Annotated in this window: 21 protein-coding genes and 7 pseudogenes; 11 read left to right on the plus strand and 17 right to left on the minus strand. The window is 68.9% G+C overall.

Annotation, left to right across the window (positions count from 1 at the left end; all coding sequences use genetic code 11):
• Positions 1-683 precede the first annotated feature (683 nt).
• Positions 684-1,352 (minus strand): MerR family transcriptional regulator, encoded by a 669-nt coding sequence (locus ACQEVG_RS37045; protein ID WP_432992263.1) that lies wholly within the window; start codon positions 1,350-1,352, stop codon positions 684-686.
• A gap of 416 nt (positions 1,353-1,768) precedes the next feature.
• Between ACQEVG_RS37045 and ACQEVG_RS37050 the strand changes: the two genes are divergently transcribed.
• Entirely contained in the window at positions 1,769-2,032 is a 264-nt protein-coding gene (locus ACQEVG_RS37050; RefSeq protein WP_432992266.1) for a hypothetical protein, read from the plus strand.
• Positions 2,033-2,498: 466 nt separating this feature from the next.
• On the opposite strand, the gene ACQEVG_RS37055 is transcribed toward ACQEVG_RS37050, so the two are convergent.
• The gene (locus tag ACQEVG_RS37055) at positions 2,499-2,918 is read right to left on the minus strand and encodes a DUF5958 family protein (protein ID WP_432992269.1); all 420 of its coding nucleotides are present in this window, start codon (positions 2,916-2,918) and stop codon (positions 2,499-2,501) included.
• Positions 2,915-3,958, minus strand: coding sequence for a LysR family transcriptional regulator (locus ACQEVG_RS37060; RefSeq protein ID WP_432992272.1), 1,044 nt, complete (start codon positions 3,956-3,958; stop codon positions 2,915-2,917). The genes ACQEVG_RS37055 and ACQEVG_RS37060 overlap by 4 nt, the downstream gene beginning before the upstream one ends.
• 135 nt (positions 3,959-4,093) lie before the next feature.
• Here ACQEVG_RS37060 and ACQEVG_RS37065 point away from each other — a divergent pair, with 135 nt between their 5' ends.
• Positions 4,094-5,350, plus strand: a complete 1,257-nt coding sequence (locus ACQEVG_RS37065; RefSeq protein ID WP_432992275.1) for an MFS transporter — start codon at positions 4,094-4,096, stop codon at positions 5,348-5,350.
• 143 nt (positions 5,351-5,493) lie between these two features.
• On the opposite strand, the gene ACQEVG_RS37070 is transcribed toward ACQEVG_RS37065, so the two are convergent.
• The 4 genes and pseudogenes from ACQEVG_RS37070 to ACQEVG_RS37085 form a co-directional block, all read right to left on the minus strand.
• Positions 5,494-5,988 carry a hypothetical protein gene (locus tag ACQEVG_RS37070; RefSeq protein WP_432992278.1) on the minus strand — a complete coding sequence of 165 codons (495 nt, stop codon included), beginning with the start codon at positions 5,986-5,988 and terminating at the stop codon, positions 5,494-5,496.
• A 4-nt stretch (positions 5,989-5,992) separates the two neighbouring features.
• Positions 5,993-6,229: pseudogene (locus ACQEVG_RS37075) on the minus strand (cyclic nucleotide-binding domain-containing protein); the annotation flags it as partial.
• Positions 6,226-6,588, minus strand: a complete 363-nt coding sequence (locus tag ACQEVG_RS37080) for a DUF488 domain-containing protein (protein WP_432992281.1) — start codon at positions 6,586-6,588, stop codon at positions 6,226-6,228. The gene ACQEVG_RS37080 and the pseudogene ACQEVG_RS37075, both read right to left, overlap by 4 nt.
• A gap of 43 nt (positions 6,589-6,631) precedes the next feature.
• On the minus strand, positions 6,632-7,120 hold the full coding sequence (locus ACQEVG_RS37085; protein ID WP_432992284.1) for a VOC family protein: 489 nt from the start codon (positions 7,118-7,120) through the stop codon (positions 6,632-6,634).
• 236 nt (positions 7,121-7,356) lie between these two features.
• On the opposite strand from ACQEVG_RS37085, the gene ACQEVG_RS37090 reads away from it, so the two are divergent.
• Complete coding sequence (locus ACQEVG_RS37090) at positions 7,357-7,638, plus strand: hypothetical protein (protein WP_432992287.1); 282 nt, start codon at positions 7,357-7,359, stop codon at positions 7,636-7,638.
• Positions 7,639-7,664: 26 nt separating this feature from the next.
• Here the strand turns inward: ACQEVG_RS37090 and ACQEVG_RS37095 are convergent, their stop codons facing one another.
• From ACQEVG_RS37095 to ACQEVG_RS37105, 3 genes and pseudogenes are all read right to left on the minus strand, one after another.
• Complete coding sequence (locus ACQEVG_RS37095) at positions 7,665-8,705, minus strand: PP2C family protein-serine/threonine phosphatase (protein WP_432993180.1); 1,041 nt, start codon at positions 8,703-8,705, stop codon at positions 7,665-7,667.
• Between the two features lie 153 nt (positions 8,706-8,858).
• Positions 8,859-9,253: pseudogene (locus tag ACQEVG_RS37100) on the minus strand (IS5 family transposase); the annotation flags it as partial.
• 85 nt (positions 9,254-9,338) lie between these two features.
• Positions 9,339-9,716 (minus strand): RidA family protein, encoded by a 378-nt coding sequence (locus ACQEVG_RS37105; protein ID WP_432992290.1) that lies wholly within the window; start codon positions 9,714-9,716, stop codon positions 9,339-9,341.
• A 20-nt stretch (positions 9,717-9,736) separates the two neighbouring features.
• Here ACQEVG_RS37105 and ACQEVG_RS37110 point away from each other — a divergent pair, with 20 nt between their 5' ends.
• From ACQEVG_RS37110 to ACQEVG_RS37125, 4 genes and pseudogenes are all read left to right on the plus strand, one after another.
• Positions 9,737-10,690: a LysR family transcriptional regulator gene (locus tag ACQEVG_RS37110; protein ID WP_432992297.1), complete on the plus strand. Its 954-nt coding sequence runs from the start codon at positions 9,737-9,739 to the stop codon at positions 10,688-10,690.
• A 62-nt stretch (positions 10,691-10,752) separates the two neighbouring features.
• Positions 10,753-10,839, plus strand: a pseudogene (locus ACQEVG_RS37115) (DUF488 domain-containing protein); the annotation flags it as partial.
• 277 nt (positions 10,840-11,116) lie between these two features.
• Complete coding sequence (tal, locus tag ACQEVG_RS37120; protein ID WP_432992300.1) at positions 11,117-12,238, plus strand: transaldolase; 1,122 nt, start codon at positions 11,117-11,119, stop codon at positions 12,236-12,238.
• Between the two features lie 2 nt (positions 12,239-12,240).
• Positions 12,241-13,473: an NAD(P)/FAD-dependent oxidoreductase gene (locus ACQEVG_RS37125; RefSeq protein ID WP_432992303.1), complete on the plus strand. Its 1,233-nt coding sequence runs from the start codon at positions 12,241-12,243 to the stop codon at positions 13,471-13,473.
• A 191-nt stretch (positions 13,474-13,664) separates the two neighbouring features.
• Here ACQEVG_RS37125 and ACQEVG_RS37130 read toward each other — a convergent pair.
• Both ACQEVG_RS37130 and ACQEVG_RS37135 read right to left on the minus strand, forming a co-directional pair.
• Positions 13,665-14,461 (minus strand): IS5 family transposase gene (locus ACQEVG_RS37130; RefSeq protein WP_432985456.1). Its coding sequence is split into 2 segments (ribosomal slippage): positions 13,665-14,125 and positions 14,125-14,461, totalling 798 coding nucleotides; the frame shifts between segments, so codons are not numbered across the junction.
• Positions 14,462-14,511: 50 nt separating this feature from the next.
• Positions 14,512-14,805, minus strand: a pseudogene (locus ACQEVG_RS37135) (NF041680 family putative transposase); the annotation flags it as partial.
• A 103-nt stretch (positions 14,806-14,908) separates the two neighbouring features.
• On the opposite strand from ACQEVG_RS37135, the pseudogene ACQEVG_RS37140 reads away from it, so the two are divergent.
• The 3 genes and pseudogenes from ACQEVG_RS37140 (at position 14,909) to ACQEVG_RS37150 (ending at position 17,457) form a co-directional block, all read left to right on the plus strand.
• Positions 14,909-15,735 (plus strand): annotated as a pseudogene (locus ACQEVG_RS37140) (LysR family transcriptional regulator).
• Positions 15,736-15,969: 234 nt separating this feature from the next.
• Positions 15,970-16,587, plus strand: a complete 618-nt coding sequence (locus ACQEVG_RS37145; protein WP_432992306.1) for a TOPRIM nucleotidyl transferase/hydrolase domain-containing protein — start codon at positions 15,970-15,972, stop codon at positions 16,585-16,587.
• Positions 16,588-16,734: 147 nt separating this feature from the next.
• Positions 16,735-17,457 (plus strand): VOC family protein, encoded by a 723-nt coding sequence (locus ACQEVG_RS37150; RefSeq protein ID WP_432992309.1) that lies wholly within the window; start codon positions 16,735-16,737, stop codon positions 17,455-17,457.
• Positions 17,458-17,517: 60 nt separating this feature from the next.
• Here the strand turns inward: ACQEVG_RS37150 and ACQEVG_RS37155 are convergent, their stop codons facing one another.
• Positions 17,518-17,700 (minus strand): hypothetical protein, encoded by a 183-nt coding sequence (locus ACQEVG_RS37155; RefSeq protein WP_432992312.1) that lies wholly within the window; start codon positions 17,698-17,700, stop codon positions 17,518-17,520.
• 1,061 nt (positions 17,701-18,761) lie between these two features.
• Positions 18,762-19,184, minus strand: a complete 423-nt coding sequence (locus ACQEVG_RS37160) for a MerR family transcriptional regulator (protein WP_432992315.1) — start codon at positions 19,182-19,184, stop codon at positions 18,762-18,764.
• A 104-nt stretch (positions 19,185-19,288) separates the two neighbouring features.
• Here ACQEVG_RS37160 and ACQEVG_RS37165 point away from each other — a divergent pair, with 104 nt between their 5' ends.
• Positions 19,289-20,029: an SDR family NAD(P)-dependent oxidoreductase gene (locus tag ACQEVG_RS37165; RefSeq protein WP_432992318.1), complete on the plus strand. Its 741-nt coding sequence runs from the start codon at positions 19,289-19,291 to the stop codon at positions 20,027-20,029.
• Positions 20,030-20,209: 180 nt separating this feature from the next.
• Here the strand turns inward: ACQEVG_RS37165 and ACQEVG_RS37170 are convergent.
• From ACQEVG_RS37170 to ACQEVG_RS37180, 3 genes and pseudogenes are all read right to left on the minus strand, one after another.
• A pseudogene (locus ACQEVG_RS37170) lies at positions 20,210-20,353 on the minus strand (hypothetical protein); the annotation flags it as partial.
• 222 nt (positions 20,354-20,575) lie between these two features.
• A pseudogene (locus tag ACQEVG_RS37175) lies at positions 20,576-20,775 on the minus strand (haloacid dehalogenase type II); the annotation flags it as partial.
• Positions 20,776-21,042: 267 nt separating this feature from the next.
• Complete coding sequence (locus ACQEVG_RS37180; protein ID WP_432992321.1) at positions 21,043-21,765, minus strand: alpha/beta hydrolase; 723 nt, start codon at positions 21,763-21,765, stop codon at positions 21,043-21,045.
• Between the last annotated feature and the right edge of the window lie 401 nt (positions 21,766-22,166).

The raw sequence follows: 22,166 nt of genomic DNA on the forward strand, positions 1-22,166 counted from the left end.
CGGGTACCAAGGGCTGGCCAAGGAGTTCCCCCGTCAGGTGAGCGCCCCGCCGAAGAAACCCAAGGACGATGCCTGCGACGGTGACAAGTACGCCTGGCGTGAGGCGAGGCGCCGCCAGTCCTCGGCCCGCATCTGTCGAGCACACCAACGCCGAACTGAGGCAGTGGGCTCCGCTCCGACGCTTCACCGGCCTCCGTGCAACCTAGGCCGAGACCCACCTCGCGATCGCCAGCCTGATCTCCGACCGCGCAGCCAAGCGCCCCACCCAGCGCCGGACAAGCACCGAACTCGTCTTCGCCCGCGACACTGCCTGCTGATCAGCCAAACCGCCAGGCCAACACGCCCCGAACTCAATTCCCCCCAAGGTCGTTAGTTCGGAGCAGGGGTGTGAGGCACCGTGCAGAAGCGCGTGCTTGCCTCACAGGTATCCACGGGTTCATGAGGCATGTTGGTCATGTGATGCATCACGCGGCCTGACCTGGTTCGACCGAACCGACGTGGCTTGCCCGATGCCGATCGTGCCGCGCTCCCGACCGGCACCATCCACGGCCGCCTCACCCGACGAGGCCGGTCCTCGGCCCTATCGGAGCTCCGCACCCCGTGAGGGGCCCTCGAACGCCGGGGAGGCCGTCGCCCCCAGAGCCCGGGACGCGCGTCCGATCGCACGCCCCGCAGGGGCGGCCTCAATCGCCCTCGATTCCCGGCGTGCCGCCCTCGGACTCGTCGCTCTCGTACACGCGAGCCGAGCGGTCGGCATGTGCGAGCCGCCGCAGCGACGCGAACAGCGTGTCCCCGAGCACCGTGCCCACGACCACGCTCTCCACCAGGTCGTCAAGACCGGCCCGGCCCGCGACATAGGCGAGGTCCTCCCGCGCGACCTGCTCCGCGGCGTCCGCGTAAGCCTCCAGCACCTGGGAGAAGGCCCCGTGGCCGACCCTCTCCAGCGCGGCGAGCGTTGCCGCCAGGGCCTCCGCAGCGGGGAAGTCCCCGTCGACCAGCCAGCCGCGTCGGGCGATCAGCTCGCGCACCTCGTGCCGTGCCGCGTCCAGTTCGGCGTCCGCTTCCTCGTCCGCGTACTTCGGGACGATCAGGTCCGTCGCCACCCCGAGGACCTTGTGCACGGACTTGCCGGGGTCGTCCACCGCCGCCAGGACATCCGCGATCGCGGCCACCTTCAGTCCGCCCACCTCCAGCAGCGCGCGGATCAGCCGCAGTCTGCGCTCGTGCGCATCGTCGTAGCTCGCCTGGTTCGGGCTCGTCAGCCGGCCGGGCGGGAGCAGCCCTTCCCGAACGTAGTACTTGATCGTCGGCACCGGTACCCCGGTCCTGCGGCTCATTTCGCCAATGCGCACTGCCCGTTCACCCTTCCGCCTCTTGCCAAGGTCCCGATCCATCATAGATAGTTCAACTATTGGATAGTGGATAGTATCGCTATCGCCTACGGGGGGAGCCGATGCGGCGGGAGGACTGGCGGCGGCGCATCTCACGCCAGGCCCGCTTCTCGCCGTCGGGCGCATCGACCTTGGGCTTTGCCGGCGGGGCGCTGGGCTCACCACCCCACCGTTACCCGCTGCGGGAAGCGGACTTTCCCGCAGTACGGCGCCCAGCACGAGGCGACTGGCTGCTTCGCCGGCGCGGACCTATGTGGCGCCTGCTACCGGGCCCTCACGCCGGAGGACCAGGAGCGTGCCTTCGAGCACGAGCAGCCGGAGCTCACAGCGAATAGCCCCGAAGGGCGGGCCCCACCACATCGATAGGAGGCCCCGACATGGCCAACCTTGCTCTGATCTACCCGATCGGCGCCGCTGTCGGCGCTACGTACGCGGCCGCCGCATGGGCCTGGCGCCGCTTCAAGGCCACGGCCCGGGCGGGCGTGTACCCCGGCTCGCCGGAGCACCAGGCCGCGCTCCGGTCGGTCGAGGACCGCACCGCAGCCCAGTTCACGTACTGGGCGTACCTGCCGACCGCGATGCAGGCCGCGCACAACCAGGCGGCCATCGACCACGCCGACACCGACCGGGGCAGCCCATGACCGAACCCCGACCATCCGGAGAGGAGGTGAGCGCCATGACCATCCCCGCCCTGATCGCGGCCGCTTCGGTGCTCACCGCCACGGCGGCCGCTTTCAAGCCTCTCGGAACCTACCGGCGGGTTACTTGCTCCCTGGTGTCCGAGCTAGGACTACAGGGCCGTTCCCAGACGCCCGCGCTGACACCGAGAAGGCGTTGGAGAACGGCTGGAGGCATCTGCAAGCCCTTTCGTTGCCGAGCGATGGGCTGCAGGAGCCGTCAGAACCGCCTACGCGGCACAGATTGCTCGGCGAACCCGACTCAGGACAGCACCTGGGACTTGCAGTCGTGCCCCAGCGATCTCAGCTGTCGCCGTCCTCGACGCCTCCTCGCAGACCTCACTCATCAAGGCCGGAGTAGATCAACGCGATGCGGCCATAGGTGGGCGCCCCTCCATGCGACCGTCGAGGGCTGGTTTTGCCCAGATCATCACCCAGCAGGTAGTCCTGGCTCCCGCCCACGCGCGAGCTGGTGCCATTCATGACTGCACTCGTCGGCGCAGAATCGCTCTCGGCGCCGCGCGTCGGCAAGACCCAGGACTTGGATCAGCAAGCGAAACGCCTTGATCCGCTCATGCCGCGGCGTCAAATTGGCGACCCTTCCCAACTGCATGTCTATCTGTCCGCGCATGACCAGAACTGACGGTGTGTGAGTTGGTCGGAGCCCAGACCGCCGGATGCCTTCCAAGGCGTCACCGCTGGTGGCACGTGCCTGAACGCAGAACTGACAGAGATCCCGCAGTGCAACTGACTGCTCCACATCAGTCAGGCCCTCGAACCATTCGAGCCCCTGCGACAGCGGGCGCAAGCCCTGCGCGAGCTCGTTGAGAACTACAGCGCGGTCATTCATCCGCGGCACCTCTCACCTTTGGGCTCATGGCTTCGGAGGGAGGGACTGGCCTTCATCGCGTGAGTATCCCGAGCCCGTACGACACGCTCAACCGGATTCGTCTGGCAGCGCGGCATCACCCAGCCCGGCGCCCAGGTCCCGGCGGCGTCGTGGCCGGCCGCTGTGGCGGCGAGGTGGGCGCGGAGGGTGGCCAGCGCTGGGTGGGGGTTCTCGCGGTGCCAGAGGAGCGAGTGCGGGTAGACGGGCGTCGGGTCGGTCACCGGGATGCGGCGCAGGCCGTGGTCGGCAGGCCAGACGAGGCGGGTCTGCTCGCCGATGAAGGTGGCCAGGGCCGGGGTGTCGGCGACGGTGTCGAGGAGCGCGTCGGAGCCGAAGTTGGGGCCGGTCGCCTCGATAGTGAGGCCGAACTTGGCGACGAGGTCGTCGTAGTAGGCGGCCCACTCGGTACCGGGGGCGATGCCGGGCATCCAGATCCGGTGCCCGGCGAGCTGAGCGACGGTCACCGACCGCGCGCCCGCCAGCGCGTGGGCGGGGCCGGAGAGGAGCTGGAGCGGCTCGTCGAGCACCCGGACGGACTCGATGTCCTCGGGAAGGGGCCGGCCGGGCATGGCGACTGCCCGGAAGGACGCGTCGATCGCACCGGACCGGATGGCGGCGACGGCCGTCTCGACGTCGAACAGCATCACCACGTCGAGCTCGATCTCGGGGTGCGCGCGGTGGAAGCCGCGCATCAGGCCCGACGGCGCGACGCGCGAAGCGATCACGTCGACGCGCAGCGGACGGCTGCCGCTGCGCACGGACGCGACCGCGCGCTCGGCGACGCGCAGCAGTTCGCGCGCGTGGGGCAGGAACGCCTGCCCGTCGATGGTGAGCTCGGCGCCGCGCGCGGTGCGGGTGAACAGCCGCACGCCGAGGTTGCGCTCCAGCGCGGCGATGCGCTTCGAGACGGCCTGCTGGGTGACCGCCAGCTCGGCGGCGGCCTCCTGGAACTGCCCCGCGTCGGCGGCGGCGACGAAGGTCCGGACGGTGTCGAGGTCCATGCCGACACCCTAGGGGCACAACTGATGGTTGTGGCCAGGCGGCCCTGCGGTTGTTTGACCCCTGGTTATGGTGCTCGCTTTGATGCCTTCGATCGCGGATCGGTTGTGCAGGGCGAGTGTCGAGAGGCGTCAGGGATGAGGAGCGGGCACCGGCTGGGACATCTGCTCGGACATCGGCTGGGGCGGCAGTTCGGGTGGCTCTGGGGAGCGTACGGGACCAGCGCGCTCGGCACGTGGCTCGCCTTCGGTGCGCTCCCGCTGATCGCCATCCAGGTGCTGCACGCCGGACCTGCCGAGGTCGCAGCGCTCTCCTCCGTGGGGGCTGCGGTGGGCGCTGCCGTGGCGGTGCCGCTCGGCCCGTGGGTGGAGTTCCGCCGCAAGCGGCCGGTGCTGATCGCGATGGACCTGGTGCGGTTCGCGGCGCTACTGACGATCCCCACCGCGTTCGCCTTCGGCGCGCTCACCTTCCTTCAGCTCCTGCTGGTCTCGGTCGTCGTCGCGGCGGCCGACATCACCTTCCGCGCCGCCTCAGGCGCGTACCTGAAGACGCTGCTGCCGGCCGAGGACCTGCTCGTCGCCAACTCCCGATTCGAGTCCACGGCCTGGACGACCACGATCATCGGACCGCCGCTGGGCGGCGCCGCGATCGGGCTCCTCGGTCCGGTGGCGACGGTGGTGGCCGACGCGGTCAGCTACCTGCTCTCGGCCCTGGGCATCCGCGCGACGGGCGGGCACGAGCCGCGGCCCGAGCGCCGAGAGGCCGCGCGCATGCGGGCCGGGGACCTGCTCGACGGTTGGCGGTACATCCTCGCCGACGCGACGCTGCGTCCGCTGTTCTTCAACACCGCCCTGTTCAACGGCCTGGTGATGGCCGCCGCGCCGCTGCTGGCCGTCCTGATGCTCGGCCGACTCGGGTTCGCACCATGGCAGTACGGCCTCGCCTTCGCCGCGCCCTCGATCGGCGGGCTGCTCGGTTCGCGGCTGGCCCGACCGCTCGTCACCCGGTTCGGGCAGCACCAGGTCCTCATCGTGGCCGGGGCGCTGCGCGCGATCTGGCCTGTCGGCCTGGCCTTCCTGGGGCCGGGCACCGGAGGGCTGCTGCTGGTGATGGGCGTCGAGCTCGGGCTCATCTTCTGCTGCGGGGTCTTCAACCCCGTCTACGCCACCTACCGCCTCGAACGCACCGCGACCGACCGGGTCGCCCGAACGCTGTCCGCCTGGGCGGTGACGACCAAAGCTTCGACCGCGCTCCTGACGGCTGTCTGGGGCGTGCTGGGCGGCCTCCTCGGCCCGCGTACGGCCATCGGCCTGGCCGGCGTGCTCGTCCTGGCTACCCCGCTGCTGCTCCCCGCCGCGCGTCAGCGCGTCTCTCCGAGCCGGAGCCGGCACTGAGCCGCGCCTGACGGGCCGCCACGGCCGTCACCGCGATCGGGGGCCGCCAGGCCGTCGCCGACGAACCTGACCCACCGATACCGCCCCGTCCCCGCCAAGGCTGGACGACGAAGGAGAGTCTCAACGTGCGGGGATGGTGTGGCCTACGACGGCCAGGAGCTGGAGTTTGTCGGCGGTGTCGGAGGCGGGCGGTGCGGTGCAGGCGACGACCGCCACCTTTGAGGAGTTCCTCGCGGGTCATGGAGGAGCGGCCGGGGATACCGGCGTCCGTGGCGCGCTGGTAGAGCTCGGCCTTGGTCAGGGAATCGAATGACGAAGCCCATGTCTGCTTCTTCGCCGTCGTTGTCTTGCCGGCCCGGTGCTTGTCGGGCGGCGTCCTTGATCCGCGCGGGGGGAGCGCCGGTGGATGTGGCCTTCTCCTTGCCGCGGTCGGTGGAACTCTTGTCCCGGTCGACGCTGGCGCGCGGCGCGTCCATCAGGTCGACCACGTTCGTGGCCTTCGTCGGCGGTTCTGCCTTCTCGACCGTCTCACCGGCCCGCTTGGCCTCGCTGAGCTTGGCGACCTGTTCCTGGAAGGTGTCGTGGAATTCCTCCGGCTTCCAGTCCATGCTGAGTGCGTCGATGAGCTGCTCGGCCATCGTCCTCCGCACCGAGCTGCCAGGTGTGCGGCGGTATCAGCCACGACCAGCCGAGCAGTTCACCCCGGCCAAGGGTGTCGACGGTGGCCGCCCGGCGGCCAGGGACATGCACGTCGATCCCCACCATTGCGGTGCGGATAATCCAGAACCGATCGGCCCGGGCGCCTTCCTGGAAGATGCGGGCGCCCAGGCCAGGCTTCTTGAGGCTGGGCGCTTGCCAGTCGTCTCGTGCTGTCCTCAGCCCCGGAGCAGCTCGGCGAGCACCTCGGCTTCGCTGATCTCGGGATGTTTGGTTGCGGTGAGTAGTGTCAGGGTCCGGTCCTTAGCGAGGTTGCGCAGGTGCGCCAATGCGTCTTGGTGCTGGGGATCCTTGAGCTCGGTCCGGTAGCGGCGGCTGAATTCCGCGAAACGTTCGGGGTCGTGGCTGTACCACTTGCGCAGCTCCGTGGACGGTGCGACCTGCTTGCACCAGTCGTCGAGGTGAGCCTTCTCCTTTGTCATTCCCCGGGGCCAGATGCGGTCGACCAGCACTCTGGCGCCGTCGGCCTGCGCGGGAGGGTCGTAGACGCGGCGGACGTGCACCGTCCTCGTGTTTGCCATGGAGAGACCTCCTTGTGAGCTGAGCAGGCTGTGTCTTCCGGCGTCACACGTAGATACGAGAGATGATCTCGAGCCGCGCCGCTTCCTCCGGCCCTGGATAGGCCACCAGCACTGGCAGGCCACTGGGATCCCGGCCCTCGATGACGGTGAAGCCCTCGCCGTGCCTGGTGTTCACCTGGTCGGACCGGGCTCTGAGCACGCGCTCACACCGCTGGAAATCGGCGGGGCCGTCCGCCGTCCAGATCACGTACTGGGCGCCGACGTGACCCACCGGGTGGGCGGCGTGCGGTCCCACGGCGCGTACGTACACCTGGAAGCCGTTCCGGCCCACGAGCAGCGCGGCCGTGGCGGTGCGGACCGTGACCTCCATCTTCAGCAGCTCCCGGTAGAAGTCCGCCGAGGCGTCGAGATCGTGGACGAACACCACGACCGAGGCGAGCCGCGGCCCGTGCGGTCCGCTACCGAGCGGCTCCGAATCCGCTGGAAGCGGCGCACGATGGGGGTCGGAGGGCGAATCCTGTGGATGCGTCATGAGGACCCCTTCGCCTTCGACCCGCGATACGAGGGCTGCCTGTCCGTTTCCTGGTCCCGGTTTCCACGCTACCCGGCCCGTGTCCGGCCCGCCGGAAGCGCAGCAGCCGGCCCTGTACGGTGTCGGCCGAAGTTCTCAGCGCGGCCAGGTGAGGAACGCTCCGACGATGGTGCCGTAGGCGAGGTGCGCGGCGAGGCTAGAGGCCGACCTCGTTGGCGAGAGCCACGAACTGGTCCATGAGAGACACCGCTTCGTCGGCGCGGCCGCATCGGGCGAGGGCTTCGATGAGCCAGAAGGAGCAGGCCGTGCAGCAGCTCGAGCAGCAGACTGGCGTCCACTTCGTTGCTGTCGGCGGAGCGCATGTAGCTGTTCAGCCGCGAAGAGAAGCAGCGGCCGTCGACGAACTCGGCGATGGCCTGTCGCTCGCGGCGCCACCGGGCCGGCTGCCGGTCCGGGATCAGCCGCCGGCCGGCGAGGTCGAGGGCGAGAGGGGCGGCTCGTCACTGAGGCTCGTGTAGTGGTCTCTACTACTGGAAGTGCCTGTTCAGGAGGCTCTGCGGACGACGAGCGCCGTGATGTCGTCCCGCTGTTCACCTGCGGTGTGTTGGCTCAAGTCCTTGGCCAGATTGTCGGCGACTGTCCAAGGGGAATCGTCTGCCCAGGCTCGCAGACGCTCTTCGAGGGGATAGAAGGCACCGGAGATGCTGCGTGCCTCGGTGACGCCGTCGCTGCAGGCAAGAAGGGTGGCCCCCGGCGGAAACGGGAACCACGCGACGGTCCGCGGTTTCGGAGCGAGGTCCGCAAGACCGAGGGGGACGCCGGGGTCGCCGAGCCGTACAGGTGTGACCGCTCCCGCGTTCAACAGGTAAGGCGGAGGGTGGCCGCAGTTGACCGCCTGCGTGTCCGTCGAGGCGTCGATCCCCAGGATGAGCGCGGTGACGAACCGTTCAGGTTCGCCGGTCTGCTGGGCAAAGACGTTGTGCCGGACAACGGCCATCTCCAGGTCGTCCGCGAGCGCGGTGAGCGTCGGCTCGCGCAAGGCGGCTTCGCGGAACGCGCCGAGCGCGGCGAAGGCGGCTCCGATCGCAGGCAGCCCCTTGCCCTGGACATCACCGAAGAGCAGACGTGTGCCGTATGGCGAGGCCACTGCCTCGTAGATGTCTCCTCCTACCAGGCGGTCATGCTCCACCGGCAGGTACACGCCGTCGACGATCACCCGGTCGGTGAGGAGGGGCAGAGGGCGCAGCACCTGCCGTTGGAGGGCGACAGCCGTGGACCGGACACGGCGGAGATCCCGCTCGCGCCGGATCCGCAAGTGGCAGGTCAGGACGCATAGCACGCCAAGCGTTGCGGCCAGCATCATGACGATCATGTAGTCGTACCACGAGGGGAGTGGCCGGTAGATCAGTACTCCAGTGATGACGATCAACACCCAGCCGAGTGCGTAGGCGGTCTGCCGCACCGTGCCGATCGCCGCCGGGAAGGCCGGCAGCAGGATCAGGAGGGGGGTGAGCCGCACCGTACGGTCATCGATGGCCAGCTCCAGCACCACAATCGGGATCGTCAGCGCGACCACATAGGCCATCGGAGCCCTGACCGCGCTTCTGGGAGATGGTTCAGCCCCGCGCTCGGCGCGTGGCAGACGCCTACTGAACACACGACCAGACTGTCTCGTCTCTGTTGACCCTGCAAACGGCGGATGTCGCACCCCGTTGATGTGATCACTCGCCTGCGTTCTCTTGCTCGTCAGACCGCCCCTCGAACGTCCCAGCCCCTCATCGGGACGATGTTGAGGGGGCAGAGCCCGGCGCCCCGAAATGCGCCGGGGGTGTGGAGCGTGCGCCTGCAGCGTGCTGGTGGGCTCGGCAGGAGGTGGGGTCGATGCTGACCACGCTCCAGTCGATCCGATCTTCGGCGTCGGCGTGCGCCAGGAGGGAGCAGATCTTGTCCCAGGTGCCGTCGGCCGACCAGCGTCGGTGACGCTCGTAGACGGTCTTCCACGGCCCGTACTTCGGAGGCGAGTCACGCCAGGGAGGGCCCGTCCGTAGGCGGAAGAGGATTCCATTGATCACTGTGCCATGGTCGTTCCAGCGTCCGCCCGGCCAAGCCGCTGCCCGGCAGCAGCCATTGCAGCCGTGACCACTCGGCATGTGCCAGATCGCCCCGCCCGCCCTCGGGCACGACGCCTCCGTTCCCCCAGATCTGATTGCGCGGGCGGTTACGCGGTGACCAGCCGTGCGTACACCTCGATCTCGATCTTCATGCGGGGGTCGGCGAGGCCGCACATGAGCATCGTGGCGGCCGGCCGGACCTCGCCGAAGGCGCGACGCAGGGTCGGCCAGCAGGGCTCGAAGTCGGCCCGGTCGGGCAGTAGATAGCGCACCCGCACCACGTCGGCGAAGGTGCACTTCGCCTTGACCAGTGCGGCCTCGATGTTGCGCAGGCACTGCTCGGCCTGCTCCACCACGTCGTCGGAGATCGTCATGGTGGTGTAGTCGAATCCGGTCGTCCCGGACACATGCACCCAGTCGCCGTCGACCACGGCGCGGGCATAGCCGATCTGCTCCTCGAACGTCGAGCCGCTGAGGATCGACATGAAGTGATATCTCTAAGCGTATGGAGCGCCCTGAACTTCCTCTTCCGCAACTGCACGCCTTCGTCGTGCTCGCCGAGGAACTCCACTTCGGCCACGCCGCCACCCGCCTGGGCATCGCCCAGCCGCCGCTGAGCCAGCAGATCCGGCGCCTGGAGGACAAGGTCGGCTACGCGTTGTTCAGCCGCGAACCAGGCCGCGTCACCCTCACCCCGGCAGGCCGGGAACTGCTGCCCGCTGCCCGGCATGCCCTCACCAGCCTCGCGGACGGCCTGGTCGCAGCCCGAGAGGTCGGCAGCGGCAGGGTCGGCCGCCTGCGGATCGGCTTCGCCGCCTCGCTCGCCTTGACCGTCCTGCCCGGCCTGCTGCGAACTTTCCGGGAACGGTTCCCCGCCGTGCATCTGGACATCCACGAAATGACCACCACGCCGCAGCTGGCTGCCCTGCACGACAGGACCATCGACATCGGCCTGCTGCGCGAGCCACCCGCCGACGACGCGGAACTCGGCTTCGAGACCGTACTGACCGAGCCTTTCGTGGCGGTTCTGCCGTCCGTACACCCCCTCGCAGCCCAACGAACCGTCCGTGTCGAGCAGTTGGCGGACTCTCCCTTCGTGCTCCTTCCCCGCGCCGTCGGCCCACAGCTGCACGACCAAATCACCAGCCTGTGCACCGCGGCGGGCTTCACGCCCCAGGTGGCCCAGCACGCCGTGGAATGGCCGACCGTCTGCGCCCTGGTGGAAACCGGCCTGGGCGTGTCGCTGGCCCCGGCGAGTACCCGCCGCATCCGCCTCAAAGGCGTTGCCTTCCGCAGGATCGAGCCCAAGACCGCTCGCACGAGAGTGGCCGTCGCCTGGCGCAAGAACGACCCGAATCCCCTGGTTGCACGCCTCCTGGCGACTCTCGGCCAAGATCCGCCGGACAGGACCCCCAGCACCCCCACGGCACCCGCTCAGCGGCGCAGGCCGAAGTCCTAGCCGAGCGCAAGTGGTACCACCACGATCCGGACCGCTTCGAGGAGTTCGGGCGCCGCTACCGCAGCGAACTGGAGGATCCGGAGCGTGCGGAGGCGCTTGCGCGTCCGCACGAGTTGGCGAAGCACCGGACGCTGACGCTCTCACCGTGACCAAGCAGCCCGAGATCAGCGAAGCGGAAGTTCTCGCCGGCCTGCTCCAGAGCTGAACTTCGGTGTCCGGCCGGGCCGCGGCAGCCGCGCCGCGGTCTGCGATGGGTCCCTGGCCACCGGTGGCGGACGGGCTCGCCCCAGTCCAGCCTGGGGGCAGGGGTCTCGATGAGGACGGCAGGCCCCGTGACCGGCGCGGTGTGGGCCCCGGCCCAAGCGCCGACCGAGCACATATCGCATGCGCAGCCTCGGCCGCACGGCGGAGAGGAGCGGCAGTGCCATGAATCCGTTGTCCGCACTGAGCGAAGCGGGAGTCTCGATCTGGCTCGATGACCTGAGTCGGGAAAGGCTGGTGTCCGGGAGCCTGGCGAAACTGGTCGAGCATGACCATGTGGTGGGCGTGACCACCAATCCGACGATCTTCGCCAAGGCGATCACACACGGTGAAGCGTACGACGGGCAGATCGGCGACCTGGCTGTGCGTGGAGTGGGGGCTGGTGAGGCGCTGCGGGCGCTGACCACGTTCGACGTGCGGTGGGCGTGCGACGTGCTGCGCCGGGTCTACGACGCGACGGACGGCGTCGACGGGCGTGTCTCGATCGAGGTGGACCCGAGGCTCGCGCACGACACGGCGGCGACGATCGCGGAAGCGCGGGCGCTGTGGTGGCTGGTCGACCGGCCCAACCTGTTCATCAAGATTCCGGCCGCCCGCCAGGGCCTGGGGGCGATCGCCGCGTGCCTGGCCGAGGGGATCAGCATCAACGTCACGCTGATCTTCTCCCTGTCGCGGTACGACCAGGTCATGGAGGCCTTCCTCGACGGGATGGAAGGAGCCCGCGCCGCGGGCCGGGAGCTGTCCGCGATCGGATCGGTGGCCTCGTTCTTCGTCTCCCGCGTCGATACCGAGGTCGACGCGCGGCTGGACAAGACCGGCAGCGCTCGGGCGGCCGGTCTGCGCGGGCGTGCGGCAATCGCCAATGCACGCCTGGCCTACCAGCACTACGAGCGGGTGTTGTCCTCGTCGCGGTGGAAGGCGCTGCAGGGCGCCGGCGCGCGACCCCAGCGACCGCTGTGGGCCTCGACGTCCGCCAAGGACCCCGCCTACCCCGACACGCGCTATGTCGTCGACCTGGTGGCCCCGGGCGTGGTGAACACCATGCCCGAGGCCACCTTGCGCGCGGTCGCGGACCACGGACAGGTGCCCGCCGACTCGGTGCGCTCCGGATACAGCGACGCGCAGCGGGTACTCGACGGGCTGCGGGCGGCCGGCGTGGACTACGACGACGTCGTACAGGCCCTTGAGGACGAGGGCGTGGAGAAGTTCGACGCCAGCTGGGAGAGGCTCGCCGAACAGCTCTCCGACACTCTCAGCACTGCGCGCCCACCGCGGACCAGGGGCTGATCATGGCTGACAACAGCGAGTATGTGATCGTCGGAGCCAGTCTGGCCGGGGCCAAGGCCGCGCAGGCGCTGCGCGAGGAGGGCTTCGACGGCACGCTGATCCTGATCGGGGAGGAGAGCGAGCGGCCCTACGAGCGGCCGCCGCTGTCGAAGGCTTACCTGATGGGCAAGGACGCCCGGGAGCAGATCTACGTCCACCCGCCCCAGTGGTACGCCGAGCACGACATCGACCTGCGCCTGGGGACGGCGGTCACCGCGCTCGACCCGGCCCCGCACGAGGTGACGCTCGCGGACGGCAGCCGCCTCGGGTACGCCGAGCTGTTGCTGGCCACGGGCTCCTCGCCGCGTCGCCTGCCGGTGCCGGGCGCGGACCTGGACGGGGTGCTGTATCTGCGCACGGTCGAGGACAGCGACCGGATCAAGGACGCCTTCTCCTCCGCCTCACGGGTGGCGGTCGTCGGGGCCGGCTGGATCGGCCTGGAGACCGCTGCCGCGGCCCGCGCCGCCGGTGTGGAGGTCACCGTGCTGGAGCGGGCCGAGCTGCCGTTGCTGGGTGTCCTTGGCCGCGAGGTCGCCCAGGTCTTCGCGGACCTGCACCGTGACCACGGGGTGGACCTGCGTTTCGGCGTGCAGGTCGCCGAACTCACCGGCAGCGCGGGTACCGTCGACGGCGTGCGGCTGTCCGACGGTACCCGCATCGATGCGGACGCGGTCATCGTCGGCATCGGCATCGTCCCCAACACCGGGCTCGCCCAGGCCGCAGGTCTTCAGGTCGACAACGGCATTCTCACCGACGAGCGGCTGGGCACCTCCGCACCGGGCGTCTACGCGGCGGGCGACGTCGCCAACGCCTTCCATCCCCTGCTGGGCCGGCGCATCCGCGTGGAGCACTGGGCCAACGCGCTGCACCAGCCACAGACCGCCGCCAAGGCGATGCTCGGCCGGGAAGCGGCCTACGACCGGCTGCCGTACTTCTTCTCCGACCAGTACGACCTGGGCATGGAGTACGCCGGATACGCCGAGCCCGGCGGATACGACCAGGTCGTCTTCCGCGGCGATGTCGACGCACGCGAGTTCATCGCGTTCTGGCTCTCACACGGCCGTGTGCTGGCAGGCATGAACGTCAATATCTGGGACGTCACCGAACCGATCCAGGCCCTCGTCCGCTCCGGCCAACAGGTTGACACCCGCAAACTCGCCGACCCACAGGTGCCCATCGACTCGCTCGCCGAGTAGCAACCGACGAGCAGTAGCTCAGGCCGCATGCCGCAACTTCAGGGCGGGCAGGCGGAGTTGGGGTGGGCGGCCACGACCAGCCAGGTCCGCCGGTCTGCGCCTCGGGTGCGCGGAGCTTCGGGCAGGTCCAGCCCAGCGTCTGCTTGATCATCCGGCAGGGGTGCTCAAGATCGAATCTGCGCTTAGAGCTCCTAACTCAATGCGGTGCGGAGGCGTCGCCAGCAGATGAGTGAGCAGGCGAGCTTGAGGAACGCCTCGTGGATGTCGTCCCGGATCTCCCAGCGGATGCGCAGGCGGCCGAACCAGTGCAGCAGCGCGATGGTCTGCTCGACCACCCACCGCTTGGTCCCCAGGCCGGAACCATGCTCAGTGCCGCGGCGTGCGATGACGGGCTTGACGCCCTTCGCCCAGACCAGGCGGCGGTAGCAGTCGTGGTCGTAGCCGCGGTCGGCATAGATCTCCCTCGGTCGCTGCCGGGGACGGCCTCGTTTGCCGCGGATCGGCGGGATCGCCGCCAGGAGCGGCATGAGCTGGGTGATGTCGTTGCGGTTGCCGCCGGTGAGCGTCACGGCCAGCGGGATGCCGCTCGCATCGCAGATCACGTGGTGTTTGGAGCCCGCTCGGCCTCGGTCGACCGGGCTCCGGCCGGTTTTGGGCCGCCCTTGAGCGCCCGGATGTGGGAGCTGTCGATCACCGCCCGCGACATGTCCAGGCGGTCTGCTGCCCGCAGCTCGGTCAGCAGCACCTCGTGCAGCCGCTGCCACACCCCAGCGTTGTTCCAGTCCCGCAAGCGTCGCCAGCAGGTCATGCCCGAGCCGAAGCCCAGCTCAGCGGGCAGCCACTCCCACCGGATGCCGGTGTAGAGCACGAACATGATCCCGCACAACACCTTGCGGTCATCCAGCGCCTTCCGCCCCGGGTGCCGATGCCGGCGGTGCCGAACCGGCAGCAGTGGCTCGATCCTCACCCACAAATCATCGTCAACCAGCCATGGTTGGGGATCACGCTTCCTCACACGTAGACAACTGAGTCACTCGGCTGGAGGACACGGGCCAATCTCATTCCGTTAGGAGCTCTTAGGAACGCCTGCCAGCGCAGGTCGACGTCCTCGCCCGACAGGCCGGTGGCCGACGTCCCCAGCCAGACTTGGAGTAGATCGTGGCCGTCGGGCAAGCGGTCGACCTCCAGGCGAATCAACGTGCGTTCGATAACGGGGAGTTCGCCGGTGTGGTCGATCCACGCGGAGCGGGTGGTCACACGAGGACGGATGCGGTCCCGAGCCATCGCGCGAGCGGTGCCATAGCGGTCTGTGACCTGCATGGTCGCGGCATCAGAAGCTGTGTCGGGTCCTGGGATGACAAGTCCGCCCAGCGCCTTGCCGAGTCGAAGTCGCCGGACTCTTCTGGAAGCTGACGGCATCCCGGGCAAGGCGTTCGTGAACGCCCCGCGGTACTTCGTCGCCCTCGCCGAGGAACTGCACTTCGGCAGGGCCGCCAGCGTCTGGAGATAGCCCAGCCGCCCCTGTCCCGCGCGATCGCCCGGCTCGAACGGCGGCTCGGGGTCATGCTGTTGGAGCGCATCACCCGCAAGGTCACGCTCACCGAAGCCGGGGCCGTACTGCTGTCCGAAGGGCGCGCTCAGCGCGGTGGCCGCAGCAGAGCGGCGTACCCAGCAGGCCGTGCAAAGGCGCCCCCGCCTCGTCCTCGCCGTCAAATCCGGCACCGCCGGCGAGTTGCTGGCCAAACTGCTCGACGCCTACCGCGCGGAGCCCGGCGCGGCCACCGTCGATCTGCTGCTCTGCGAGGCGCACCAGCAACAGACCTTGCTGCAGGACGGGCAGGCCGACGTGGCTCTGCTGCACTTGCCGTTCGATTCAACGGCCGGACTCGACAGCGAAACCCTGTACGCCGAGGGGCAGGTGGCGATCCTGCCCACCTCTCACCCCCTTGCCGGCCGCTCCGAGATCCGGATGGCCGAAGTCACCGCATTGCCGGAACTCCCGATGGCTCGCTGGCCCGATCCCGGCGGCAACTACCCGGAGGGGCCAGGGGTCGAGGTACGGAACCTGACACAGCTCTTCCAGCTGATCGCGCTCGGCCGTACCACAGTGAGTGTGCCCGAGTCCGCCGGCACCGACCTGCGCGGGGATCTCGCGCCGTGCCGGTCCTGGACGCTCCGCTCGTGACCACGGTGATCGCTTGGCCGTCGCAAAGCCGACTTCGCGCAGTCGCCGATCTGATCCGCGTAGCAACACTTCTCTGACTGGCTGCTCTGCATCTGCTCGCGTGGCGGCCGACTGTTCGGATCGGCGGCCGGAAAACCCGTCCGGAGCGACGTTCGGTGACGGACGTCCGGTGGTTCGCAGGGCCTGGTGCCGCAGGTGATGGGCGGATTTTCAGGGTGATGGCTGCCCAGGTGAAGAGGGCTCCGGTCATGTCGAGCGGAGCCGTCGAATAATCCCGTGCCATGCCGTCGGTGGAGGTGCAGACTCGCTCCATGGCGGAGATGCGGGCGTTCCAGGACGCGGTCAGTGGCTGGGCGACCGGCGGTCCCGGCGAGCCGGCGAGTGAGCTGGCTGTGCGACTGGGGGTGCGGACGGCGGTGCTGCTGGAAGGGCTGAGTGACCTCGCGGCCGTTGAGGCGCTGGCCGCCCGGCGTGGCCGGGACCTGGCCGCCGAGGGGGTGTGCGTCGTGCCGATGGGCGGGGCGATGAGCGTCGGCCGCTACGCCGGCCTCCTCGGGCCGCCCGGCCTTGGACTGCGCCTGGCAGGGTTGTGCGACGAGGGCGAGCAGCGCTTCTACGACCGCGGCCTGAAGCGGGCACGGGCGCCGCGCCGGGGTTTCTTCGTGTGCGTGACGGACCTGGAGGACGAGCTCATCCGCGCGCTGGGCACGGCAAGGGTCGAGGAGATCGTCCGGGCCGAGGGCGACTTCCGTGCCTGGCAGACATTCCTGCGCCAGCCCGCACACCATGGTCGGCCCCGGCAGCAGCAGTTGCGGCGCTTCCTCGGCACGAAGAGAGGCCGCAAGATCCGCTACGGCCGCCTCCTCGTCGAGGCCCTCGACCCCGAACAGGTACCGACCCCGCTCGACGACCTCCTCACAAGCCTGTGACTTGGTGACGAGGAGGGCTGTTGTGACGACAGTGGTTGAGCGCGAGACGTTAATGAGTTGACCGGGTGGCGCCGTCTGGGCAGGCTCCAGCCACGACCTGGATGAAAGCCTTCTTGCTGTGAGTCAGCAGATCGGAGATGCCGAGGGATGACTTCTCACCTCCACGCCCTCTGCTTCGATGCGAACGACCCGCTGCGTCTCGCGCGCTTCTGGGCCGGCGTCCTGGGCTGGGAAATGGCCGACGACTCCTACGACGGCATCGCGCTCCTGCCGAGCGATGACACTGGGTTCAGGATCCGATTTCTTCCGACCCAGGAGCAGAAGGCAGGCCAGAACCAGATGCACTTCGATCTGACGAGCACGTCCCTTGACGACCAGCAGCAGGTTGTGGCGAGGTCGCTCGGACTCGGCGCCCGGCACATCGACATCGGTCAACGCCCCGAGGAGGGTCATGTGGTGCTCGCCGACTCCGAAGGCAATGAGTTCTGCGTCATCGAGCCGGGCAACAACTTCCTTGCTGACTGCGGATTCATCGGAGCACTTGCGTGCGACGGTTCGCAGGACGTCGGGTACTTCTGGAGTCAAGCGCTGGGCTGGCCGCTGGTCTGGGACCAGGACCAAGAGACCGCGATCCGCTCGCCGCGCGGCGGTCCGAAGATCACGTGGGGCGGTCCGCCACTGATGCCGAAGACAGGGAGGAATCGGCTGCATTTCGACCTCGCTCCACCTGTCCACGGTGATCAGCAGGCGGAGGTCGACCGTCTCATCTCCCTCGGGGCGACTCGGATCGACATCGGCCAGGGCGAGGTCAGCTGGGTGGTGATGGCCGATCCCGATGGCCATGAGTTCTGTGTGTTGCCCTCCCGATAAGTGCCTGATTCTGAATCTGGCGGGTGTGAGCGGGTGGGTCGAGAGCTTGCTGAGTGCTGGTCAGGGTGCCCGCTGGTGGGGAGGGATGGACATGGCGGAGCCCGCACCGTTGTCGGTGCGGGCGATCCGCTGACGGGCCCGGCGGCTCGCAGGAGAGTAGGTGGTCGTGCTCGCGCCGACGGCCGCTTCGGAGTCGGCCGCCGTCTCCTCGACCGCCACCTTCCTGTAGCCCGAGCCGCTCACAGTGGTGAGCTCCGTTGCGGGGACACCCGCCGGTGAGCGGTGCGCAGGGTGTCGACGGAGGCGCTCGCCCTATGTAGGGGCGGTGAAGCTGACGGCGCCGCAGGTGCTGGCCTGCGTAGGGTTCGAGTCGGCAGGGTGCGGCTCCTGAGAGAGGCGATCAGGAGTTGCCTCCAAGGAATCCGGCACCACACACCGATTCGCTCACCGTCAGGGGTGCCTTGAACTCACAGTTGGGAATCGGGCTTCACGGTGAGTTTCTGAGTCCGGGCGGTGAGCAGGCTCCGGCGCTCAGCGCTGCAGGTCACAGGCCCTGTCCTCCGCCCGGGTATAGAGACAGCGAGGAGGCGACCGACCGGCCCGGAATCAAAGAAGATTTTTGAACTCACCGCGGCATCGGCTCCACCTCGAGGCCCGCGGACGGAAACTCGAGCCGGCCGCGGCTTCGGGAAACTCACCGCGGCCCAATGCAGAACTCACCACGATGGAGGCGGCCCCCGGGAACTGGCCTCGCCGCGTGTTGTCCGCCGCCTGGTGGCCGCTGAGCGGCTGTGCGCGGGCCGCCTCCTCCGTGATCCCGCCTGCGCAGGATTTCGTTGCGCAGGTGTGGGCCAGCGCGCCTCGGTCGTGCGTGCGATCCACTGCGGCCGATTGCGCAGCCCGATTGCACACTCTGGCAAGGGAATTGCGCGGGAGCCGTTACGGCACCCAGCTCGTCCTCCGCGCACTGCGCAATCGCGGTCGGACCGCTGCCCAAGAAGCGCCCGATCCATCCGAGGGCCGCGACCGTCCTCAGCGCCGGCCATCCTTGGCACCTTCGGGAACCTCTGCGCGGCGACGTCCGCACCCCCTTCCGCCGAACAGTCCGGCACACCCGGCGCCGGGACTCCACAGCGCGCCCTCTCGCGAACGCTACGTTCCTGTCGGCGATCACGTAATGCCCCACCTCCGGCGGTCACGTTTTCCTCATGGCGACGGCGGTCGGCGGATCTTGCGCAAGGCCCGGTGCAACACCAGCCGGATCGGGTGGATTCCGCAGCCGTTCACGCCGTCGCGCCTGGCACTCACGATGAGAAAGGCTCATTGACTTGCTCGGCTGCTGCCAGTGCCGGAGAGGGCGCGGAACTCAGGTCCGCTGATGCGGTGACGATGACGTCGTCCAGGACGTCGCGCGACCGGATCAGGTCGGCGATCATTCGGTCGATGCGGCTGCGTTCTGCGGTGAGTTCGTCGACGAGTCGGGGAGTTGCGATCTCGTTCGGTGTGCCGTCCCCGTCTCGCATGCAGGGGAGCAACTGGGCGATCTTCTTGCTGTTCAGCCCTGCGGCATAGAGTGCCTGGATGCGGATGACCCGGTCGACGGCCCATTCGCCGTAGTCGCGGTGTCCACCGGGGGTTCGCTCGGCCCTGAGCAGACCATGCGCCTCGTAGTAGCGCAGCGACCGCGTGCTTACACCGCTGCGCCGGGCCAGTTCACCGATCCGCATTTCCCACCCCACGTACTTCGTTGGAGGACTTGAACCTGACACTGAGGTCAACTTCTAACGTAGCGGCATGACGAACACCGAGCCGTCTACGGAGGGATGCATCGATGAGTGACTTGACCGGCAAGGTAGCGCTGGTGACCGGCGGCAGTCGCGGGATCGGCGCGGCCATATCAAAGCGGCTGGCTAGCGGGGGAGCGGCGGTTGCGCTGACCTACGTCCAGGCAGTGGACCAGGCGCGCGAGGTCGCCAAGCAGATCGAAGCGGATGGTGGCAGGGCCGCGGTCATCCAGGCCGACCTGACCCATCCGGCTGCCGCGGCGGAGGCAGTGGAGCAGACGGTACGGGAGCTGGGCCGCATCGACATCCTGGTGAACAACGCGGGCTTCCTCTCCTACGGCCCGGTGGCAGAGGTGTCCGCTCCGGAACTGGACCGGGTGCTCGCCGTGGACGTCCGGTCGGTGTTCCTGGCCGCCCAGGCCGCCGCCCGGCACATGGGCGACGGTGGGCGGATCATCAGCATCGGGTCGTGCTTCAACGGGCGCGTTCCCGGCTCGAATGTCGTCCTTCAGGCGATGGCCAAGTCCGCGCTCATCGGGCTGACCAAGGGACTTGCCCGGGAGCTGGGGCCGCTCGGGATCACCGCCGCCATCGTGGATCCGGGCCCGATCGACACCGACATGAACCCGGCCGACGGCGACACCGCCGACTTCCAGCGATCCCTCACCGCCCTGGGGCGTTACGGCGAGGCCGAAGACATCGCCGCCGCGGTGGTCTACCTGGCGGGTCCAGGCGGCCGCTACATCACCGGCACCGCCCTCGCCGTGGACGGTGGGTACACCACCTGACGGCGAGCTGTCCTTGTCCATTCGCCGCCCGGCTGGGACGGGGACCCGACCGGTGGCCGGAATTTCGTGACCGTCCACAGGGTCCGGGCAAAGCATGTCCAGTCGCCGTGGGGTGGGATCCTGGTCGAAGGTCTTGTACCAGCCGGGAGACTCGTTGATCCACGCGGCCAACGCCTCCAAGTAGCTCTCCAGCGTCGGATTCTCCCAATCGTCACCGTGTTCGATGAGATAGGCACGCAGGTTGCGGATGTGCGCCGCCAGGGCTACTCCTTCATTTGCCCCGTCTCGATGAATCTGACCTCGTCTCAGATGGCCTGGTCTGATTCGTTGTTGATCTCAGTTGATCTGGCTCGTCAGCCTGTGTTTTGTCGCAGCGAAGCGGTGATCACTGCGCCAGCTGTGACGCACGTCCGCCGCCGTCAGCCTGACCAAGTGGCGGCCTGGCTACGCGATCCCGGGTCCGCCGAGCGGGTGGGGCGCGGTGCCCTGTGGGTCGGTCCAGGGGCGGCCCTTTTTGCGCGCCGTCAGTCCTGGTTGGGCATTGTCGAGTTGGTCTGCCAGGTCTGCCAGGTCGTCGGCGTGCATGTTGAACCGGTCCGAGGAGGTGGGCGGGTCGCCGACGGGCGGGCGACGTAGGCGGTGCGCAGGCCCAGGCCCTGTGCTCCGCGCAGGTCCCAGGCGTGGGAGGCGACCATCAGGAGCCGCTCTGGGGGTCGTCCGGAGACGGTGACGGCCAGTTGGTAGACAGGACATCATTGACCAGGTGCCGTTGATCGCGCTGCTGTCCTTGGACAGTGAAGCCAGTCGCCCTGTCATCCAATCGAGGCGTTTGACACCGAACCTAGGCGTCCACGCCCTCGCGCCGCCCCGACCGGCCGGTACCGCCGATGGCCGGTACCGCCGCGATCGGGGCGGTTGTGCATCTGCCCGGCGCCGTCATCGAGGAGGGCCGGGGCCTGTCCTCGATGAGCGGCATCCTGGCCGACAGCGCCTACCGGCTGCTGCCCCCGGCCTCACTTCAGGTGCCGGCCGAAGAACCGGTCCCCGTCGTCCACCTCGAACCACGGGGTGCCGGCGTGCCCGCCCAGATTGGCGTGCAGCGTCTTCTCCTTGGTGCCGAAGGCGTCGAACAGGTCCAGGGCCCGCTGCCGGGGGTTCCCTTCGTCGTCCCACTGCAGCAGGAACAGCAGCGGAATGGTGACCTGCCGGGCCTCCTCGCGCTGGGCGCGGGGCACGTAACCCCCGGCGAAGAAACCGGCGGCCGCGATGCGCGGCTCGACCACCGCCAGCCGAATGCCGACGGCGGTCCACCCCGAATACCCGACCGGGCCGCCGATCTCGGGCAGCGAAAGGAGGGCGTCCAGGGTGGTCCGCCATTCCGGGACCGCCTTTTCGACCAGCGGGCCGATGAAGGACTCGAAGATCTCAGCGACCGGCTCGCCGGCCTGCATCGCGCGGCGGAGGTCGGCGCGGGCCTGCTCGTCGACGGCGGAACGGGGCCGGTCGCCGTGCCCGGGGGCGTCGATGGCGGCCGCCGCGTAGCCGTACGCCGCGGATTGCCGGGCCCGGGCCACCAGCCGCGGTTCCCGCCTGTGCAAGCCGCCGTTGTGGCCGATCAGGATCAGCGGAGCCGGTGCGGCGGATTCAGGCGTCCACAGGGTGCCGGGGATCTCGCCGAGGGTGAATTCGCGTTCGAGGACGCCGTCGTCGAGGCGCTGTTCGGAAGTGAATTGCATGGTCGTGCCTTTCGGGAGTGCTCTGGAACGGCGCTCCCGGACGACCTATCGCCCCACCGTGACCCCGGAGGGGAGCACCCATGTCGATACTGCGTTCACGGGTACCACCTCCTCGTTCTCTCGCACGGCCTCCGGAAAGTTAGCAGCGGTCGCCGTGGTCCACCAAACGGGTTTTTGCGGAGGCTCTGTGGCCGGATGCCACGGAGCCACTCGTCTAGCGGCCAAGGCCGTGTGGTTAAGGGCTTCGGGCCTGTGCGGTCACTGTGTGGCGCAGGCCGGGACGTAGAAGGACCGCTGCCTTGTGCCTCCCTCAAGTTTGTCCACAGCTGGTCGAGTTCATCACGGATGGCCGCCCCGAGGAACCGTACGCGTTCGGTATCGCCCACGGGGTGATCCCCTCA

The sequence above is a fragment of the Streptomyces sp. CA-135486 genome (assembly GCF_050936555.1).
Classification (GTDB): domain Bacteria; phylum Actinomycetota; class Actinomycetes; order Streptomycetales; family Streptomycetaceae; genus Streptomyces.

Excerpts from the sequence above, each read along its gene's own strand:
- ACQEVG_RS37180 (WP_432992321.1), bottom strand. The coding sequence starts at position 21,765 with ATGCAATTCACTTCCGAACAGCGCCTCGACGACGGCGTCCTCGAACGC.
- ACQEVG_RS37095 (WP_432993180.1), bottom strand. The coding sequence starts at position 8,705 with ATGGCCTATGTGGTCGCGCTGACGATCCCGATTGTGGTGCTGGAGCTG.
- ACQEVG_RS37055 (WP_432992269.1), bottom strand. The coding sequence starts at position 2,918 with ATGAATGACCGCGCTGTAGTTCTCAACGAGCTCGCGCAGGGCTTGCGC.
- ACQEVG_RS37160 (WP_432992315.1), bottom strand. The coding sequence starts at position 19,184 with ATGCGGATCGGTGAACTGGCCCGGCGCAGCGGTGTAAGCACGCGGTCG.
- ACQEVG_RS37085 (WP_432992284.1), bottom strand. The coding sequence starts at position 7,120 with ATGACGCATCCACAGGATTCGCCCTCCGACCCCCATCGTGCGCCGCTT.
- ACQEVG_RS37065 (WP_432992275.1), top strand. The coding sequence starts at position 4,094 with ATGAGGAGCGGGCACCGGCTGGGACATCTGCTCGGACATCGGCTGGGG.
- ACQEVG_RS37125 (WP_432992303.1), top strand. The coding sequence starts at position 12,241 with ATGGCTGACAACAGCGAGTATGTGATCGTCGGAGCCAGTCTGGCCGGG.
- ACQEVG_RS37105 (WP_432992290.1), bottom strand. The coding sequence starts at position 9,716 with ATGTCGATCCTCAGCGGCTCGACGTTCGAGGAGCAGATCGGCTATGCC.
- tal (WP_432992300.1), top strand. The coding sequence starts at position 11,117 with ATGAATCCGTTGTCCGCACTGAGCGAAGCGGGAGTCTCGATCTGGCTC.
- ACQEVG_RS37145 (WP_432992306.1), top strand. The coding sequence starts at position 15,970 with ATGGCGGAGATGCGGGCGTTCCAGGACGCGGTCAGTGGCTGGGCGACC.
- ACQEVG_RS37110 (WP_432992297.1), top strand. The coding sequence starts at position 9,737 with ATGGAGCGCCCTGAACTTCCTCTTCCGCAACTGCACGCCTTCGTCGTG.
- ACQEVG_RS37080 (WP_432992281.1), bottom strand. The coding sequence starts at position 6,588 with ATGGCAAACACGAGGACGGTGCACGTCCGCCGCGTCTACGACCCTCCC.
- ACQEVG_RS37050 (WP_432992266.1), top strand. The coding sequence starts at position 1,769 with ATGGCCAACCTTGCTCTGATCTACCCGATCGGCGCCGCTGTCGGCGCT.
- ACQEVG_RS37060 (WP_432992272.1), bottom strand. The coding sequence starts at position 3,958 with ATGGACCTCGACACCGTCCGGACCTTCGTCGCCGCCGCCGACGCGGGG.
- ACQEVG_RS37090 (WP_432992287.1), top strand. The coding sequence starts at position 7,357 with ATGAGAGACACCGCTTCGTCGGCGCGGCCGCATCGGGCGAGGGCTTCG.
- ACQEVG_RS37150 (WP_432992309.1), top strand. The coding sequence starts at position 16,735 with ATGACTTCTCACCTCCACGCCCTCTGCTTCGATGCGAACGACCCGCTG.
- ACQEVG_RS37070 (WP_432992278.1), bottom strand. The coding sequence starts at position 5,988 with ATGGCCGAGCAGCTCATCGACGCACTCAGCATGGACTGGAAGCCGGAG.
- ACQEVG_RS37165 (WP_432992318.1), top strand. The coding sequence starts at position 19,289 with ATGAGTGACTTGACCGGCAAGGTAGCGCTGGTGACCGGCGGCAGTCGC.